General features: G+C 65.9%; 14 protein-coding genes and 3 tRNA genes. 10 read left to right on the forward strand and 7 right to left on the reverse strand.

The genetic code is table 11. The annotated features are described in order from the left end of the window. The first annotated feature begins 51 nt into the window (after positions 1-51). From ACZK2G_RS13355 to ACZK2G_RS13380, 6 genes are all read left to right on the forward strand, one after another. The gene (locus tag ACZK2G_RS13355) at positions 52-558 is read left to right on the forward strand and encodes a hypothetical protein (protein WP_478473575.1); all 507 of its coding nucleotides are present in this window, start codon (positions 52-54) and stop codon (positions 556-558) included. Positions 559-685: 127 nt separating this feature from the next. Further along, entirely contained in the window at positions 686-1,195 is a 510-nt protein-coding gene (locus tag ACZK2G_RS13360) for an RNA polymerase sigma factor (protein WP_046984672.1), read from the forward strand. Then, positions 1,192-2,118 (forward strand): FecR family protein, encoded by a 927-nt coding sequence (locus ACZK2G_RS13365; protein WP_478473576.1) that lies wholly within the window; start codon positions 1,192-1,194, stop codon positions 2,116-2,118. Before ACZK2G_RS13360 ends, ACZK2G_RS13365 begins: the two co-directional genes overlap by 4 nt. A 64-nt stretch (positions 2,119-2,182) precedes the next feature. Beyond that, positions 2,183-4,654 (forward strand): TonB-dependent receptor, encoded by a 2,472-nt coding sequence (locus ACZK2G_RS13370; RefSeq protein ID WP_478473578.1) that lies wholly within the window; start codon positions 2,183-2,185, stop codon positions 4,652-4,654. Continuing rightward, the gene (locus ACZK2G_RS13375) at positions 4,641-5,441 is read left to right on the forward strand and encodes a ChaN family lipoprotein (RefSeq protein WP_046984675.1); all 801 of its coding nucleotides are present in this window, start codon (positions 4,641-4,643) and stop codon (positions 5,439-5,441) included. Before ACZK2G_RS13370 ends, ACZK2G_RS13375 begins: the two co-directional genes overlap by 14 nt. Next, positions 5,434-6,147 (forward strand): energy transducer TonB family protein, encoded by a 714-nt coding sequence (locus ACZK2G_RS13380; RefSeq protein ID WP_478473580.1) that lies wholly within the window; start codon positions 5,434-5,436, stop codon positions 6,145-6,147. The genes ACZK2G_RS13375 and ACZK2G_RS13380 overlap by 8 nt, the downstream gene beginning before the upstream one ends. A gap of 197 nt (positions 6,148-6,344) precedes the next feature. Here ACZK2G_RS13380 and ACZK2G_RS13385 read toward each other — a convergent pair whose 3' ends face one another. The 7 genes from ACZK2G_RS13385 to ACZK2G_RS13415 all read right to left on the reverse strand — a co-directional run bounded on the left by ACZK2G_RS13385 (position 6,345) and on the right by ACZK2G_RS13415 (position 15,786). Beyond that, positions 6,345-7,247, reverse strand: coding sequence for a cation diffusion facilitator family transporter (locus ACZK2G_RS13385; RefSeq protein ID WP_046984677.1), 903 nt, complete (start codon positions 7,245-7,247; stop codon positions 6,345-6,347). A 28-nt stretch (positions 7,248-7,275) separates the two neighbouring features. Then, positions 7,276-9,564 (reverse strand): Orn/Lys/Arg family decarboxylase, encoded by a 2,289-nt coding sequence (locus tag ACZK2G_RS13390; protein ID WP_046984678.1) that lies wholly within the window; start codon positions 9,562-9,564, stop codon positions 7,276-7,278. Positions 9,565-9,584: 20 nt separating this feature from the next. After that, positions 9,585-10,937, reverse strand: coding sequence for an arginine/agmatine antiporter (gene adiC, locus ACZK2G_RS13395; protein WP_426355685.1), 1,353 nt, complete (start codon positions 10,935-10,937; stop codon positions 9,585-9,587). Positions 10,938-11,013: 76 nt separating this feature from the next. Then, entirely contained in the window at positions 11,014-12,447 is a 1,434-nt protein-coding gene (locus tag ACZK2G_RS13400) for a DcaP family trimeric outer membrane transporter (protein WP_478473582.1), read from the reverse strand. Positions 12,448-12,960: 513 nt separating this feature from the next. Then, positions 12,961-13,803 (reverse strand): thiol:disulfide interchange protein DsbG, encoded by an 843-nt coding sequence (gene dsbG / locus ACZK2G_RS13405; RefSeq protein ID WP_046984681.1) that lies wholly within the window; start codon positions 13,801-13,803, stop codon positions 12,961-12,963. 30 nt (positions 13,804-13,833) lie between these two features. Continuing rightward, entirely contained in the window at positions 13,834-14,637 is an 804-nt protein-coding gene (locus tag ACZK2G_RS13410) for a redoxin family protein (protein WP_046984682.1), read from the reverse strand. Positions 14,638-14,718: 81 nt separating this feature from the next. Then, the gene (locus ACZK2G_RS13415; RefSeq protein WP_046984683.1) at positions 14,719-15,786 is read right to left on the reverse strand and encodes a GlxA family transcriptional regulator; all 1,068 of its coding nucleotides are present in this window, start codon (positions 15,784-15,786) and stop codon (positions 14,719-14,721) included. A gap of 186 nt (positions 15,787-15,972) precedes the next feature. On the opposite strand from ACZK2G_RS13415, the gene ACZK2G_RS13420 reads away from it, so the two are divergent. The 4 genes from ACZK2G_RS13420 (at position 15,973) to ACZK2G_RS13435 (ending at position 16,941) form a co-directional block, all read left to right on the forward strand. Further along, positions 15,973-16,371 carry a heavy metal-responsive transcriptional regulator gene (locus tag ACZK2G_RS13420; protein WP_478473583.1) on the forward strand — a complete coding sequence of 133 codons (399 nt, stop codon included), beginning with the start codon at positions 15,973-15,975 and terminating at the stop codon, positions 16,369-16,371. A 103-nt stretch (positions 16,372-16,474) separates the two neighbouring features. Beyond that, positions 16,475-16,550: transfer RNA gene (locus tag ACZK2G_RS13425), tRNA-Ala, on the forward strand. A gap of 54 nt (positions 16,551-16,604) precedes the next feature. Next, positions 16,605-16,680: transfer RNA gene (locus ACZK2G_RS13430), tRNA-Glu, on the forward strand. 185 nt (positions 16,681-16,865) lie between these two features. After that, positions 16,866-16,941, forward strand: a tRNA-Ala gene (locus ACZK2G_RS13435). Positions 16,942-16,978 lie beyond the last annotated feature (37 nt).

Consider the following 16,978-nt stretch of genomic DNA (forward strand, 5'->3'; position numbering starts at 1 on the left):
GGCCAGCGGCCGGCACTACCCGACGGCATTCCGGCATGCCAATCTTCCGCCATGTTGACCCTGCAACGCGGCAGCCACCACGGGCTGCTCATCGCCCCGCGCTGGCCCTCTACCCATATCCAGATCGAAACAGAGGTGCTGCAGCGCCTGCTCGATGCCCAGGCGCTGCTACCTGCCGAACTGCGCCTGCTGCTCACCCGCGGCTTCGAACCCAGCCACAGCCGCCTCGGTGGTTTCCGCCGCCTCGTGCGGCGGTTCGGCATCACCCTCTTCCGCACCTGCTACCCTCAGCGTCACGATGAGGTCGACGCTATCTTCGGGGCCAATGGTCACGACATCGATGGCTGCCATGTCGATGTCTCACTGGTACTGCGCGGCAAGCGGCTACGACTGCTGCCCCTGGGCGTATTTACTCCGCTGCGCTGGCAACGCCGTCGCGTCGCCCGCCATGCCGAGGCGGTCACGCGGGTGAAGCGCAGCCTGCAGCACTGCGGATTCGTGCTGCATCACAACCCGACCGAATCGTTGCAGATCCACTGCGATTACCCACCACGGTAACCCCACCGGCGGCCGTGCGTCGTTCACCGCCCGCACTCGTTGATGCAAATGATTCTCTTTTGCTGTAAGGTGCAGCCGCTGCCCTTGCCGCCGCGGGCTGTTCCCTTTCCCAGTTGTCGCCCGCCCCGTGTCCACGCCTGTCGAACCGACGGATGTCGCGCATCTGTGCGCGGCCCATTACCGGCCGCTGCACGCCCATGTCCGCCGCAAACTCCCGCAACGCAGCGACGCCGATGACGTCGTCCAGGAAACCTGGCTGCGTGTCGTCAAGGTCGCCACCAGCGGCCTGCTGAACAATGGCCGCGCCTATCTGTACCGCGTTGCCCACAACCTGATCGCCGACCACTACCGGCAACGCCAGCGCCGTCGCGAAGAGGCGCTGGATGACGCGCAGCTGCACGCCATCGCCGATCCTGCACCGCTGCCGGAGCAACGCCTGCTCGACGCCGAACAGCTGCGCCATCTCGATGCAATCATCGCCGCGCTGCCGCCGCGATCACGCCAGGTGTTCCTGCTGGCCCGGGTGGAGCAGTTGGCACTGGCCGAGATCGGCCGCCAGCTCGGCATCAGCCGGCAGACCGCGCATGGCCATCTGCTGCGTGCTCTGGTCGCCCTGCAGCAGGTACCGGGCGCATGAGCCAGGACGCGATCGCGCGCGAAGCCGCACGCTGGTGGCTGGACGGGCACGACGGTGACCGCGACGAGAGCGCGTTCGAACAGTGGTACCAGGCCGATCCGCGACATGCCGCGCATTACCAGCATCTGCAGCAGCTGTGGCAGGCCGGTGCAGCGTTGCCGAGCTTGCAGCGGCACCAGCAACGCAGGCAACGCCGCCGCCTCCGCGAAGCCGGCATTGCGGTCCTTTTGCTGTGCGCGCTCGGTCTGTACAGCCGCCACGCCTCGCCGCCTGCTGCTCAGGTACTGCGCACCGCCGCTGGCGAGATCCGTGATGAAGCCCTGCCGGACGGCTCGCATGTGCTGTTGTCGCCGGGCAGCGAAGTGCATGTGCGCGTCGACGCACAGCGCCGCCAGCTGCAGCTGCAGCGAGGGCAAGCCTGGTTCAAGGTCGCCGCCGATGCCGACCGGCCATTCCAGGTACACACCCCACAGGGCACCGTCACCGCACTGGGAACCGCATTTGATCTGGCCGTGCAGGGCGGCAGCAGCGTGGTCACAGTCACCGAACACAGCGTCCGCGTGGAAAGCGGCGCCAGCAGCGTGCAGGCCAGCGAGGGTCAGCAGCTGCGCTTCAATGGAAACACACCGGCGATCGCGACAGACGCAGACAGCAGTGTCCTGGCCTGGCGCGAACGGCGCCTGCACTGGGTGTCGGCCCCCCTGGCTGAAGTCGCCCAGGGTCTGGACCGTTGGCATGGCGGGCACACATGGGTCGTCGGCGAGCGCCTGCGCCAGCAGCCGGTCACCCTGCTCGGCAGGGCCGATGGTGCGGCCAGCAACCGCGACCAGCTGGCCACCCAGCTGCAGGTGCGCGTGCTGCACTTCGGTGCAGGCATACAGGTGTGGCTGCCGCCGCGCAGGGAACAGCGTGATGCACCCTGACATCCGGTCCGCGGCCGCGTCTACCCAGGATGACGACGCTCTGCGTCACCTCCTGGAGCCCCCGATGCTGTGCCACCGCCCCCTTGTCCTCGCCCTGTCGCTGGCCTGTGCCAGCGCGATTCCACTGCTGCCTGCCAGTGCGCAGGCGCAGGCGGCCACCCGCCACTACGATCTGCCCGCACAGCCACTGGCTGCCGCACTGGATGCCTACAGCCGCCTGAGCGGCGTCGATCTGGTGATCGGTGCGGCGCTGCCCGCCGGCCATGCCGCCCCTGCCCTGCGCGGTGATTTCGACGACGCCCAGGCATTGTCCCATCTGCTCACAGGCAGCGGCCTGCGCCCGCGCTTCATCGATGCACGCCGCGCCACCCTGGAACCGGCACCCGCCGAACGGGGTGATGGCAGCCGCCGCACCGGGCCGCTGCGGGTGCAGGGCGATACCGCGCACGGCCATGCACCGGGCGCCGGCGCCAGCCAGTACGTACCGGCCACCCGTGATGGTTTCGCGCCCACGGTCGGCAGCGAGCGTGTGGCGATGGCCGAACGCCAGGAAGGCAACAGCCTGCTGCGTTCGATGCCCGGCACCCACAGCTTCCATTCGCGCAGCCAACCTGGCCTGCAGGTCAACATCCGCGGCATGACCGGCGCCGGCCGGGTCAACACCATGATCGACGGAGTCACCCAGACCTTCCGCAACAACGCCGGGCATGGCTCGGGTGGCCCGTTCGCCTATGTCGACCCGTTCCTGCTGGCCGGCGTGGACGTGCAGCGCGGCGCGGTTGCCGGCGGTGATGGCGCCGGTACGCTGACCGGCAGTGCCAATTTCCGCACGCTGGATATCGAGGATCTGCTCGGCGAAGGCCGCGACTGGGGCCTGCGTGCGGGCTATCGCCATGGCAACAACGGCTATGGCAGCGGCCGCACCTTCGCCGGTGCGTGGCGCCACAGCGAGGACGGCGGTGACCGCCAGTTCGGCCTGCTGGCCGCTGCCAGCAGCAGCCGCAGCAACGAGTACGCCACCGCACGCGGGCAGAAGAACAGTGCCGACCCCGGCAGCCAGCAGCCCAGCAGCTGGCTGTTGAAAGCGCGCCTGCAGCCGAGTGACCAGCATCGGCTCGACCTGAGCCACATGCATTACGAAAACGACTTCTACCACAACTACCCGTGGCAGATTTCCGCGCGCAACCAGCGGGCCAGCTACCACTACACGCCCTATTCGCCGTGGATCGACCTGCGCGCGACCTTCGCCAGCAACAAGACCCGGCTGTTCTATCCGCCGGTGGAGGATTCCAGCTACATCGGCCGCCGCACACACAGCAGCCTGAGCAGCTGGACCGTAGACAACACCAGCCACTTCGACATCGGTGCGCTGCGGGCGCGCTGGAATACCGGCATCAAGCACCAGTCGGACATCTACGTCGCCGACACTCCCACCCTGCGCGGCGCCAATCCGCAGGGCCGCAGCCAGCTCGACAGCGTCTTCAGTACGCTGGAACTGCAGTACGACATCTATGCCCTGACCGCCGGCCTGCGCCAGGACCGCTACGGCATCCGCGGCCATATTCCGGTGTGCTCGGATGTGCCGGGCCAATGCACGGAGATCAATGGCGGCGACATCGACGTGCGTCGCACCGAGCGTGCACTCAGCCCCAGCCTGGCGGTCTCGCTGCAGGCCACCGACTGGCTGCAGCTGTTCGCCGAAGCCTCGCGCACCTCGCGGCCGCCGCGGGTGCAGGAGATGTTCTTCGAGAAGATTCCGCTGGAGGGCATGAGCGATGCCGACGGCGTAGGTGCCAATCCGTTCCTGCACCGCGAGCGCTCGCGCAACCTGCAGTTCGGCGCCAACCTCAGCACCGACTCACTGCTCGTCGAGGGTGACCTGGCACAGCTGCGGATCACCCGCTTCGACAACCGCATCCGCGACTACATCAAGCCGCAGTACCTGCTGATCGTGCATCCGCCGGAAGTGGAACCGTTCGTGGTGCCGATCGACAGCGATCCGCAGCTCAACGCCTGGACCGATGCACTGGACGTGGACGACTTCAGCACCACCACGCGCTGGATGAACCACCCAGGCATCGTGCGCATGCGCGGCATCGAGCTTGAGGCGCACTACGCCAGCGAGCACTACCACGCCACGCTCAGCTGGACCCGCTCGCGCACCAGCGCGCCGGCCATCGAGTTCGTCAACCTGGAAGACATCACCGCGCTGCCCGACCGCTACTGGACGCTGGACGTGGGTGGCCGCTGGTGGCAGCAGCGCGTGCAGGCCGGCCTGCGTGCCGAGTACTCCGGGCCGACCGAGGAAGGCTACGACTTCTTCCAGACCCGCAAGACCGGCGGCACCGGCGTGCTGCTGGACTTCTACGCCAGCTTCAAGCCCCAGGCCAACACCACCCTGTGGCTGAACATCGAAAACCTGCAGAACAAGGCCTATGACAACAATGCCTCGATCGACAGCATCTTCAGCCCGATCCTGGACCGCGGCAACGGCCGTGGCCGCACCGTTTCGATGGGCATCAATGTGGCGTTCTAGCCGTCGCTGGCTGCCCGTGTGCCTGCTCGCGCTGGCGACAGTGACCAGCGCGCAGCCGATGCCCGGCACGGTGATCGACCTGGCCAGTGGCCAGCCCCTGGACGAGGCCGCGTTCGTGAGGCGCGCGGCCACGGCCCAACGGATGCTGCTGGGCGAGCGCCATGACCTGGCCGGCGACCATGCCGCCCAGCGCTGGTTGCTGCAGGTCCTGCAGCAGCAGCGGCCGCAGGCTGCCCTGGTGCTGGAGATGATCGCCAGTGAGCGCCAGCCACGCCTGCAGCGGGTGCAGCGCTGGCTGGCCAAGGGCAACCACGCCGACGGCACGCGCCTGCAGGAGTTGCTTGACTGGGATGCGCGCTGGCCGTGGACGGCCTATGGCGGGCTGGTACAGGACGCCACCGCTGCGGGTACGGCCCTGTTCGGTGGCAACCTGTCGCGCGCCGAGGTCAACACGCTGCTGGCTTCGACCAAGGCAGTCCGGTTCCCGGTTGCCACTGCACGGCAACGCCTTTCGGCGGTGGTGCTGGCCCAGCATGCAGAGGCCGCGCCGATGCTGGACGGCATGCTGGCCGTGCAGCAGGCCCGCGACAGCCGCATGGCGCAGGTGCTGACCCGTGCACCAGCACCGGCGGTGCTGGTTGCCGGCCGCTGGCATGTACTGCGCGGGACCGGCGTGCCGGGCTACCTGCCGCCAGAGGCGCCGTCCCTGGTGATCGCACTCGCGTCACCCGGCGAATCCGTCGACGCCGCCGATGCCGATCTGCTGTGGGTGCTGGACGATGAGTGAGCGCGGCCAACACTGGCAGGCCATCGCGATCACCATCGGGCTTCACCTGCTGCCCTTGCTGCTGCTGGTGCATTGGGTCGCCACGCCGCCCATGCTGCCGCCACCGGAACAGGACGTGCGCATCAGCCTGCGCCTGCTGGCACCGGCCACTCCGCCACAGCCCGTAGAGGAACGCCAGGCCGATACGCCCAGCCAGGCACAACAGGCACGGGCGTCACAAGCCACGAAGTCGCCTCCGCCGCCCACGCCCACCGCCGCACGCCAAGGCGAGCTGGCTGCCAGTGAAACCGGCGGTCGTGGCCGGCAACCGCTGCCGGTCGCCCCGCCTGCGGCCGCGACCGATGCAAGTCCCGCACCGGCATCGATCACGGCCGCGCCGCCCGCTCCGGACGCGCCACCGGCAGACTTCCAGGCCGGCGCCGCCAGCGACCAGTGGGAAGCCCGCCTGATGGCGCGGCTCGAGCGTTACCGCTATTACCCCGCCGCCGCGCGCTCGCGTCGCCAGCAGGGTACGGCGTGGGTCAGGGCCAGCATCGACCGTGAGGGCCGCCTGCTGGCGCTGCGGCTGGAGCAGTCCAGTGGCCAGCCGATGCTGAATGACGCCGCGCTGCAGACCTTCCGTCGTGCGCAGCCGCTACCGCCCATTCCCGCCGAGCTGAAGGCGCCGCAGGAACTGGTGGTGCCAGTGGAGTACTACCTGCGCTAGACGATCCAAGCCTCCGCCTTGATGTCGGGGATTGCGAGGCAGTCTGCAACCTCAACTCTGGTTGAGGTCAAATGGAACTGGCGCAACAGAGTAGTCCGCCATGCGCAACGATTGCGTCCACCTGCAGAGCCGAGCCCATGCTCGGCTGCCGTTCGCGTGGAGCAGCCGAGCATGGGCCCGGCTCTACAGTTCCGGGGTCACGTCCACGCCGGGTCGGCAGTAAAATCAATGGTCAGCCAGAACGTGCTGGCACGGGCATCCAATCGCACCGCGATCTCATCGCGCATCGCGTCGACATCACCGACCGAACCCAATGGCGTGGCCGGGTCGGCCAGCACATGGATCTCGATGAAGCGCATCCGCCCCATCTTCGCCACGTGGCTGGTGAAGCCTGTATAGCCACGTTCGGCCACGAAGGCCTGCATCACCTGCTGCACGCGACCGTCCAGATCATCCGGCGCTACCTGCAGCACTTCGCGCATGGCCTTCCATGCACTGCGTGCCGGCACCGGCAGCACCGCCAGGCTGATCAAGGCCAGCACGATCGAATCCAGGTACGGCACCCAGTGGTGCCACTCACCGCCATGCAGCGCCAGTGCCAGCACGAAGGCCAGTACCACCGCCAGGCTCATCAACCCACCCAACAGCCAGCCACGCACGTCCAGCCACAGCAGCGCCGAGCGCAGATGCCGCGCCCGCTGCGCGACGAACGCCGCCATCGCCAGGTTGCTGGCACTCAGCAGCGCTGCCCACCACAGCGCGGGCCCGAATTTCACTTCGTGCCCGCCCGTGGTCAGGCCGATCACGGCGTTGGCCAGCGCGTACACGCAGGCCAGCGACAGGATCACACCGCCCAGCGCCTCGACCATCGGCTCCAGGTGCCAATAGCCGTACTGGAAGCGTGGGCTCTGTTCCCGCGCCACCAGCCGCAACACCGACAACGACACCAGGGTCAGGGCAACGTCGACCAGGCTGTACACGCCGTCGAACAGGATGGCCTGCGATCCCACCAGCAGGCCGCCACTGAAACCGACCGCACTCACCGCAAGGGTGACTCCGATCGAGAACGTCAGGATGCGTTGCTCGCGCGCGGTATCCATCGTTCGCCGAACGGACGACCGTTGCCGGTCAGGCCTTCAACACCTCCACCTTGTACGAAACCGCACCATCCTCCTGCTCGATGATGAGCCCGTGCACGTCCGACTCGAAGCCGGGGAAGCGCGCGTTCTGCTCGCGGGCGATGCGCAGCGACTGGATGATCGGCTCGTCGCTGTCACCGAAGCGCTCGCCCGGCATGATGGTCGGAATGCCCGGCGGGTACGGTACGAGCATGGTCGCGGCAATGCGGCCGCTGATCTGCTCGATGTCGACCCGCTCGATCTCGCCCTTCACCAAGTGGTTGTAGGCATCGGCCGGAGTCATCACCGGCGTCGGCAGATCCACGTACATCTCACGCATCACCTTAGCCACCGCGAACTCCTGGTTGAACGCATGCAGCGCATCGCACAGGTCGCGCAGGCCCCAGCCGGCGTAAGCCACCGGGTAATCGGCGGCCAGCGTCGGCAGCGCCTGGGTCAGCGGCGCGTTTCGGTCGTACAGCTCCTTGAACGCCATCAGTTCGGTGACCAGGGTGCTCCACTTGCCCTTGGTGATGCCCATCGAGAACAGGAACAGCACCGAGTACAGGTTGGTCTTCTCCACGGTGATGCCGCGGCCCCACAGGAACTTGCTCAGCACCGCCGCCGGGATGCCCAGCTTGCCCATGCTGCCGTCCATCGCCAGGCCCGGGGTCAGCAGGGTCACCTTGATCGGGTCGATCAGCACGTAGTCGTCGACCAGGTTCTCGAAACCGTGCCAGTGCGCGTCCGGCTGCAGGTACCACTCCTCGCGCTTGGCCACCAGCGGTGCCGGCGTATCGCCCTTGTCCAGGCTGCGCTCGACCTGGGTCGGCTGCCACACGCTGAACCACCAGTCGTCGCGACCGAGGTCATCGCGCACGTGCAGCATCGCGCGGCGGAAGGCGATGGCCTCGTCGTGCATTTCCTGTACCAGCGAACGACCCGCATCGCCTTCCATCATCTTCGAGGCAACATCACACGCCGCGATCACGCCGTAATGCGGGCTGGTCGAGGTATGCATCATGAACGATTCGTTGAAGCGTTCAGCGTCCAGGTCGCGGCTGGCCGAATTGCGCACGTGGATCATCGAGGCCTGCGAGAACGCAGCCAACAGCTTGTGCGTGGAATGAGTGGTGAAGATGATCGCATCCTGCTCGCGCGGCTTGCCCTTGGCCATGCCGTAGTGGTTCTCGTAGAACGGATGGAACGCGGCATAGGCGTACCAGGCCTCGTCGAAATGCAGGAAGTCGACCGCGCTGCCGATCTCCTCCGCGATTTTCTCGGCGTTGTAGCACAGGCCGTCGTAGGTCGAGTTGGTCACCACCGCGATACGCGGCTTGGAACCGGCCTGGTAGGCCTGGCTGGCCAGCGGATTGGCCGCGATGCTCTGCTGCAGGGATTCCGGGGTGAATTGGTCCAGGCTGATCGGGCCGATGATGCCGTGCGCATTGCGGCTGGGCGTGAAATACACCGGTACCGCGCCGGTCATGATCAGCGAATGCAGCAGCGACTTGTGGCAGTTGCGGTCGACGAACACCACGTCGCCACGGGCCACGGTACCGTGCCACACGATCTTGTTGGCCGTCGACGTACCGTTGGTGACGAAGAAGGTGTGGTCGGCGCCGAAGTTGCGCGCGGCCTCGTCCTCGGCCTCCTTGATCGGGCCGGTGTGGTCCAGCAGCGAGCCCAGCTCCGGCACCGAAATCGACAGATCGCTGCGCAGCGTGTTCTCACCGTAGAACTGGTGGAAGGCGCGCCCGACCGGTGACTTGGTGAAGGCCACGCCACCGGCATGGCCAGGCGTATGCCAGGAATAGTTCGACTCCGCCGCGTGGTGGATCAGCGCCTTGAAGAACGGCGGCAGCAGGTTCTGCATGTAGTCTTCGGCCGCACGCATCACCTGACGCGAGATGAAGCTCTTGGTGTCTTCGAACAGGAAGATGAAGCCATGGATGTACTTGAGCAGCTTGCTCGGCACCTTCTCGATGGTACGGCGCTCGCCGTACAGGAATACCGGCAGGTTGGCCCGGCGCGCACTCTGCTCGCGCAGGAAGGCGGTCAGGCGCTGGAACTCGCCATCGACCTCCTCGCTGCCGTCGATCGAGATCAGCACCGCCGAAGCAGCCACATAGGTACGGGCGCCGGCACGGGCGTCATCCAGGTTCAGGCCGCACAGCACGCGCTGGTCATTGCTGCGCAGCTCTTCCACCAGCGCACGGATGAGGATGCCGCCGATGCGCGGCGAGTCGTAGTCACCGTCAATGACGATGACCGGATAATCCAGAGACTTGAAATACACGTTGATTCTCCTTGTCTAACTCAGGAACGCTGGGCGCCGGACGAAATTGCCGCCGCCTCGCGGGAACGCTGCCGCTGTTGGCGACGCTCCTCGCTGAAGAAGGGATAGAACACGGTGATGAACAGCACGAACAGGAAGGCGTACTGCACGATCGTTCCCGACGAGCCGTAGATCGCCCACAGGCAGTACACGACCGTCAGGCTGGTCAGGGTCCAGAACGCACCGGTGTGCACCAGCGTGTGCGACCGCTCCACCACGAAGTAGCAGGCCACGCACGAATAGATGTACGGCAGCAGCGTCAGCACCACCGCCGCCGAAGTGATCACGTCGAACTGGGCCGAGGCGGTCTTCGAGGTGGAGGTCACCAGCACCGCCAGGGTCATCAGCACCGCTACGATCAGCACGCCCTTGACCGGCACGTCATCCTTGTTGGTCTTGCTGAAGATGCTCGGGAACAGGCCATCGTCGGAGGCCGCCTTGGCGCTCTGCGCGGTCAGCAGGATCCAGCCGCCCAGTGAACCGGCAGCGCCGATGAAGGCGCACAGGCTGACCAGCGCACCACCCCAGCCACCGACGGCCTTGGCCGCCGCCAGTGCGAACGGAGCATCGGAGGTCTGCAGCTCGCCGTTGGGCACCATGCCCATGATCACCGAAGAACTGGCGATGTAGGCGATGGCAGCCAGGAACACACCCGCCAGGGTGGCGCGGGCCACGTTCTTTTCCGGATTCTCCACCACGCCGGCGGTGACCGAAGCGGATTCGACGCCAATGAAGGCCCACAGGGTCAGTGCCGCCGCACTGGAGATCGCGCCGAAGTTGGATTCACCGGACACGTTGTAGGCGCCCTTGAAGATGTCGGCATCGAAGAAGAACCAGCCGAAGATGGCGATACCCAGGATCGGCACCAGTGCGAAGCTGGTGGTGACCGTCTGCACGCGGCTGACGAACGCCGGGCCGATCATGTTGGCGAAGCTCAGCGCCCACACCAGCACCAGCACCGCGATGCAGCGCACCAGCGGCTCGGACAGGATCGGGAAGAAGTAGCTGAAGTAGCCGACCGCCGCGATCGGGATGGCGACGTTGCCGATCCAGTTGGCGAACCAGTAGATGGTGTTGGTCTGGAAGCCCATGTAGGGCCCGAACCAGTCACGCGCATAGGCGTAGGGGCCGCCCGCCTTGGGTGCCAGCTTGCCCAGCTTGGCGAACACGAAGGCCAGCAGCAGCGCGCCCGCGGTGGTGATCAGCCAGCCCCAGATAGAGGCGGTACCAATCTTGGCCAGGCTGGATGGCAGCAGGAACACGCCTGAGCCCATCATGTTGCCGGCGACGAGGAAGGTGGCTCCGACCACCCCGATTTTCTTTGCTTCTGCCATGACAATCTCCTGTACTGGCATGAGCCCGGTACAACCGGGCGTGGGGACGGTTACGCTGGCGTACGACCGCTGGCGCCTATTTGATGAAGTTGTATTGCAGGCTGCCCTGCACCCGGACCGTGTCGCCGCGCGCACCGCCCTGTTGTTCCAGACGTCCGTACAGCAGCTCCATGCCCATCGTCCACGACGGCGCCGGGCTCCAGATCAGATTGAACACGCCGTAACGGCTCTGCCGGAACGCGTCGGCCGCCAGTGCGGCATTACGCTCCAGGGTCAGCTGGCCGAAGATCAGGTTCGAACGCCACAACTCGGACCAGTAGTGGGTGTAACCCACAAAGCCGCCGTGCAGATCCAGTGCATCGAGGTGGCCATCGGCACCGACCACCGCGTCCAGTCCGGAGCCGGTCAGGTCAGCGGTGTAGCGGCTGAGGCCGCGCCCACCCAAAGCGCCGAACAGCAGCAGGTCGCGTTCGCCTACCGATGCCGAGCCGCTCAGCTGCAGGCCACCGGCCATGCGCCGGTCGCGCTCATCGTCACCGTCGTAGGCCAGGCTACGTGCCACCGCGCCCAGCTGCAGGTGGCCCCAATCGCGCTCCATGCGCGCGGTCACCGTCACATCCGGCAGCCGGTTCACGGCGGCGCGCTCATCGCTGGCACCGGCAAGTTCGGTCTTCGGATCTTCTGCAGCGACGGTCAGGGTGTTGCCCTTGCCCATCGCAAAGCTGTGATGGATGCCTGCCACCAGCAGGTAACCGGCGCCGCCGGGCCCTGCAAAGTCCAGCGTATCGGGCAGGCTGTCCGGATCCATGAAACTGGAATAGCCATAGCCGGCGTAGGTATTGCCGAGCTGGCCATAGGCATGGCGCAGACGGAATTCGTAGCCATCGCTGCTGCCGAAGAAATCATTCTCCAGGTAGAAGCGCAGGTTGCCATGCGTGGTCGGACGCCGTGCCTCGAAGCTGAAACGGGTCTGCTTGGCGTGGATGTTGAAGTTGGAGACATCGCGATGATTGCCGCCCACCGGCATCGACGAGGGGATGAACTGATCCTCGTCACCTGCTCCACGCGAATCGGCGATGGCATCGAGTTTGGCGTAGCCGCCGATACGGATCACCGTGTCGGTACCTGGAATAGCGAAGAAGCCCTTCAGATCGGGATCGGTCGGACCAGCGGCACTGTCGGGACGCGACGCAGCGGTGGACGGATCGGCCACCGATTCGCGCAGTGGCAGCACCGGCGGCGCCACGCCCGGCACCTGGGTAGGGTGCAGCAGGTTGGCGGTACCGGTGGGTGCGATCACGGGAGCTGGCAGCGATGCGCTGGCGGGTACAGCAGCCCCATCGTGCCGCTCGAGACGGTCCAAGCGCTGCTGCATGCCTTCAAGTGCCTGCCGCATGGCCGCGATCTCACGGCGCAGGGCCTGCGCGTCCTCCCGGTCATCCTGCTGCGCATACGCCGGTGTGATCACCAACGCGGTCAAACAGGCCAGACTCACTACCGCCAAGCGCATTGCATCCTCCCTGGAAAAACACTCGCAGCGCGATGGCGGGACGCACGCATGCGCCGCTCCGGCCTCACGTTACCGTTGTTGGAAATGCGGATACTGCGTTGACGACACCAGTCAGCCTGCACATCGCAGGCCACAGGACGATGACACTGTCCTGCCCACACCAATGTCGACGCCAACAAGGCCGCGCTGCCAGAGAGGTGGCGGCCGCAGCGGTCTGGGTAACAAGCACGGGGTGAGGTTGTCGTGAATGGCTGAGCCGGCCGACCCTGATCAGGGCGTGGCGAGCGCGGCATCCATCGCGCATTGACGCTGTATTCCATGCGTCACAGGCTAATTCACCTGTCGTTTTTGGCCTTGATTGGAATCAAGGCGCGAGGCTTGATGTCAGTCACTATTCAGACGTGATGACGAACAAGTCATGCGCAGGCCGCAATGTCGGTTTTGATCACGAAAAGCAACAGGCCCGCATGCTGCCATGCGGGCCCGTGGGTCATTCACGATGAGAGTCGCGGCTCAGCGCGGGCCCAGCACCGTCTGCAGGTCGGCACCCTGCGGCAGGCCGGCGCGACGCTGCACCTGGCCCTGCGCATCCTGGAACAGGATGCCTGGCGTGCCCTGGAAGCCCATCTCGATCATCAGCACCTGGTTCGCGTCGAGCTTGCCAGCGATCTCGCGACTGATGTTCGGCAGCGCTTTGATGCCACCGCGATCGAACTCATGCTCATTCTGCAGCAGCGCTGCACTCGGATCACGCGCAGCAAGGATGGCGGCCGCCTTGGCCGGACTGTCTTCGCGGATCACACCGACCATGATGTGACGCAGCTGGACCTTGCCCGCATCGACCCACGGACGCGCCGCTTCCCAGAACTTGTGGCAGTACGGGCAGTTGGCATCGCTGAAGGTGTAGACCACCCGCGGCGCGTCGGCCTTGCCATCGCGCACCCACGCGCTGGCCTCCAGCTTGGTCCACATTTTGGCCGACATCGGCTGCGCAACCAGTTTCTCAACGGCCTCGGCGGCCACGTCGTTGCCCTCGGCATCGAACAGGCTGCCAACCAGTACATGCTTGCCATCGGCAGTGACGTAAGCCGCGGCCGGCTGCTGGCCACCGACCACGCCGGCAAAGCCACGCAGGCCACCGGGGGCGTCGAATTCGGCAACAACCTCGAAGCCATGCTTCTCGATGCCCTTCAGCACAGCGGGGCGGTCGCCCTTGGCGGCGGAGGCCGCAGCACTTGTTGCCGGTGCCGCGGCAGCCTTGCCCGGCGGTGTCTGTGCCTGGCTGCAGGCGGCCAATGCCAGCATGACCGGCAGCAACAGCACCGCAGGGACGGTGCGCAGGGAAGTCGACAACATGGGAACTCCGTAGTGAGATGCCCGCGCAGGCTACCGCAGCCGGCGCAGTTTGTGTTCAAGACCGGCTGCGGTCAGTTCGCCGAGGTGCAGTTCGCGCAGGCGTCCTTCGGCATCGAAAAAGAGGGTCGACGGGTAGGCCTGCACGCCGAGCACGGTGGATGCTGCAGCGTCATCGTCGAGCAACACGTTGCCGAGCATGAGCCGCTCGCCGGCGATGAAACCCTGGACCTCGCCCAGGGTTTCGCCCTGGTTGAGGAATACGAACTGCACATCCGCGTGTGCCTGCTGTGCCGCCGCCAGCACCGGCATCTCGCGCCGGCAGGGCCCGCACCAGGTCGCCCAGAGATTCAGTACCAGCGGTTTACCCTTGAACTGCTGCAGATCAACCTTCCCGCCCTGCAGATCAGCCACCTGCAACGTCGGCAGCGGCATCTGCCGTTCCTGCCAGGCTGACAGCAGCTGGCTGCCACCTGCCCATAGCAACATACCAATCAACGCGCCGACCAGTACCGGCGCGCGCAGTGGGCGCCAACGCCGCAATCGCCACAGCCCCCACGCCAGCCCGGCAACAAGCACTACCGGCAGGTGGTAGCCGCCGTCTGCGATCTGCAGAATGCTCCAGGGTGCCTCGCGATACAAGGCAAGGTTCAAGGCAACGAAACTGATGCGGCCAAAGAGCAGGCCGATCAGCAACATGTCCAGCACCATGCTTGCCGCCGAGGGTAACGGCCCCCCGTCCTTCCGACGTGGCCATAAATGGGCCACGGCCATCGCCAGCAACACGCACGCGAGAATCAATACCACCGGCATCGGCACCGGTCCAACACTCGACATCAGCCCACCTGCCTCATTCGTTCACTGGCTGCATGGTCGAAGGGTCACGCCCACGTTGCAAGCGCGACATCTGATCATGCGCTAGGCCGCACTGCGTCCCAACTGCAGTGCCGAGGGGACCTGCAGACCGCGCAGGCTGCCCGCCACCGATGGCATCAACGGCCGTTCACGCCGCTTGCTGTTGACATGGCGGCGATAATTGGCCGGCGTCATGCCGACAATGCGCAGGAACAGACGCCGGAAGGCACTCTGATCCGCGTAGCCCACGCCCCAGGCCACTTCATCGATGCCTGCCCCCTGCTGGAGCAGGGTCTGCGCCTTGGCGATGCGCAGCCGCTGGCAGTACTCGATGGGGCGCAGCCCCGTGGCCCGCAGGAAGCGTCGCTGCAGCGTCCGCGGCTCAAGCCCGGCAATCTCGCAGATCGCGGCGAGAGTAGCGCCGCGTGCTGCTGTGGTATGCAACCAACGCTGCGCTTTCAGCACATCGCGATCGCCATGGGCGAAGTTGGCGCTGAAACGCTCCAGATCCTGCTGGATCGTCGCCGGCACGGTGATTCCCAACTGCTGTGCCACCGCGCTGGCCACGCCCTGCCCGTGCAACCGGTACAGCAGGCGCAGCGCCAGGAAGCGCCAGGCCTGCGAACCGCCAACGGTCAACAGGTCGCCGTCATCGACCAGTGCGCGTTCACTCGGCACCCAGCTGGCAGCCTGTGCCTGCAGCCCGGGATGCCGCGCCAGATCAGGTCCACTGACGGTGCGCCCGGCCAGCAATCCGGCGCGTGCCAGTACGCTTACGCCATCACTGGCGGCCGCCAGAAGGCTGCCGCCGTCGTAATGAGCCCGCAGCCAGTCCAGCAGGATCTCGTCGGCACGCAGGCAGGCTCCGGGGCTGATCTGGCCCGGCACCGCGATCACTGCGGGAATGGCGGCATCGAGCATTTCCGCACCGGCGATGCGATGCACGCCGGTCTGACTGGCCGGCACGATCCAGCGGGTAACCAACACGCGCTTGAACGGCCGGCGCTGCTGCTGGGCCAGGCGATTGGCCACGTGCGCCATCTCTGCCAGCACCGAGGCGGCCGAGGGATCGCCTCCCGGGTACTCGACCACCGCGACCTCGACGAATCCTTCGTTCCTGAATCCTTCCACACACCACCTCCTCGGTTCGTTGCGGGCCATCGAATGGCCGGTTCAGGCGAAGGGTAGGAACTGGTCCAGCGGCAGGGCTATGAAGAAAGTTGCAAAGTGCGCTGAATACGCGGCTCGGCAGAAAGTCTTGACTCTTGACCAGACTCAAGGCTTCACAATGCGCGGCAGCATCCGCAGGAATCCGCCATGAACATTGGACAACTGGCCCGCCAGGCTGGCGTGCCCATCGATACGGTCCGCTACTACGAGCGCCAGCATCTGCTGCCCACGGCCGCACGTTCGGCCGGTGGCTACCGCATCTTCGGTGAGCGGGACCTGCGCCGGCTGCGCTTCATCCGCCGGGCCAAATCACTGGGCTTCAGCCTGGAAGAAATCGGCGAGCTGCTCGCGCTCAGTGATCGCCACCAGCAGGACATGGGCAGCGTCCGCGACACGGCCCAGGCACGCCTGCTGGATATCTCGCAGCGGATGGCCGAACTGCAGCGCATGCACAACGCGCTGTCACAACTGGTCGATGCCTGCCCGGGGCACGGCACGCTGGATCAATGCCCGATCCTGGCCGCGCTGACCGACGACACTGCATGAGCCCAGGCGAGCGAGATCCACCTCGCAATCGACGTGAAGAAAAGTGCAACAAATGCTTGCCAACCCCCTGGGGCAAGGCTATTATTTCGCTCCTCAGCGACGTGGGGCCATAGCTCAGCTGGGAGAGCGCCTGCATGGCATGCAGGAGGTCAGCGGTTCGATCCCGCTTGGCTCCACCAATCTTTCGGCATTAGGCCGTCGAAAGGTCGCTAAAGAACATTGATGAGAATTGCGTCCCCATCGTCTAGAGGCCTAGGACATCACCCTTTCACGGTGGCGACCGGGGTTCGAATCCCCGTGGGGACGCCACTCATCATGAACAACGAGGACCCGGCCGATAACCGGGTCTTTTTTGTTCACCGCCCACCGGCATTCAGGTTGTGGCGTTGCGGTTCCCCTGTCCTCATGGCTGCGGTTGATCCGGAACGAAAAAAGCTTAAAAAAAAGCTTCCACAAATGTGAACACGCAGGTATGATGGGCGGCTCGGTAACACGGGGCCATAGCTCAGCTGGGAGAGCGCCTGCATGGCATGCAGGAGGTCAGCGGTTCGATCCCGCTTGGCTCCACCACTTTCGACATTAGGCCGTCGAAGGTTCTACAACTTGA

It is taken from the genome of Stenotrophomonas sp. 107298_Sma, assembly GCF_056480345.1.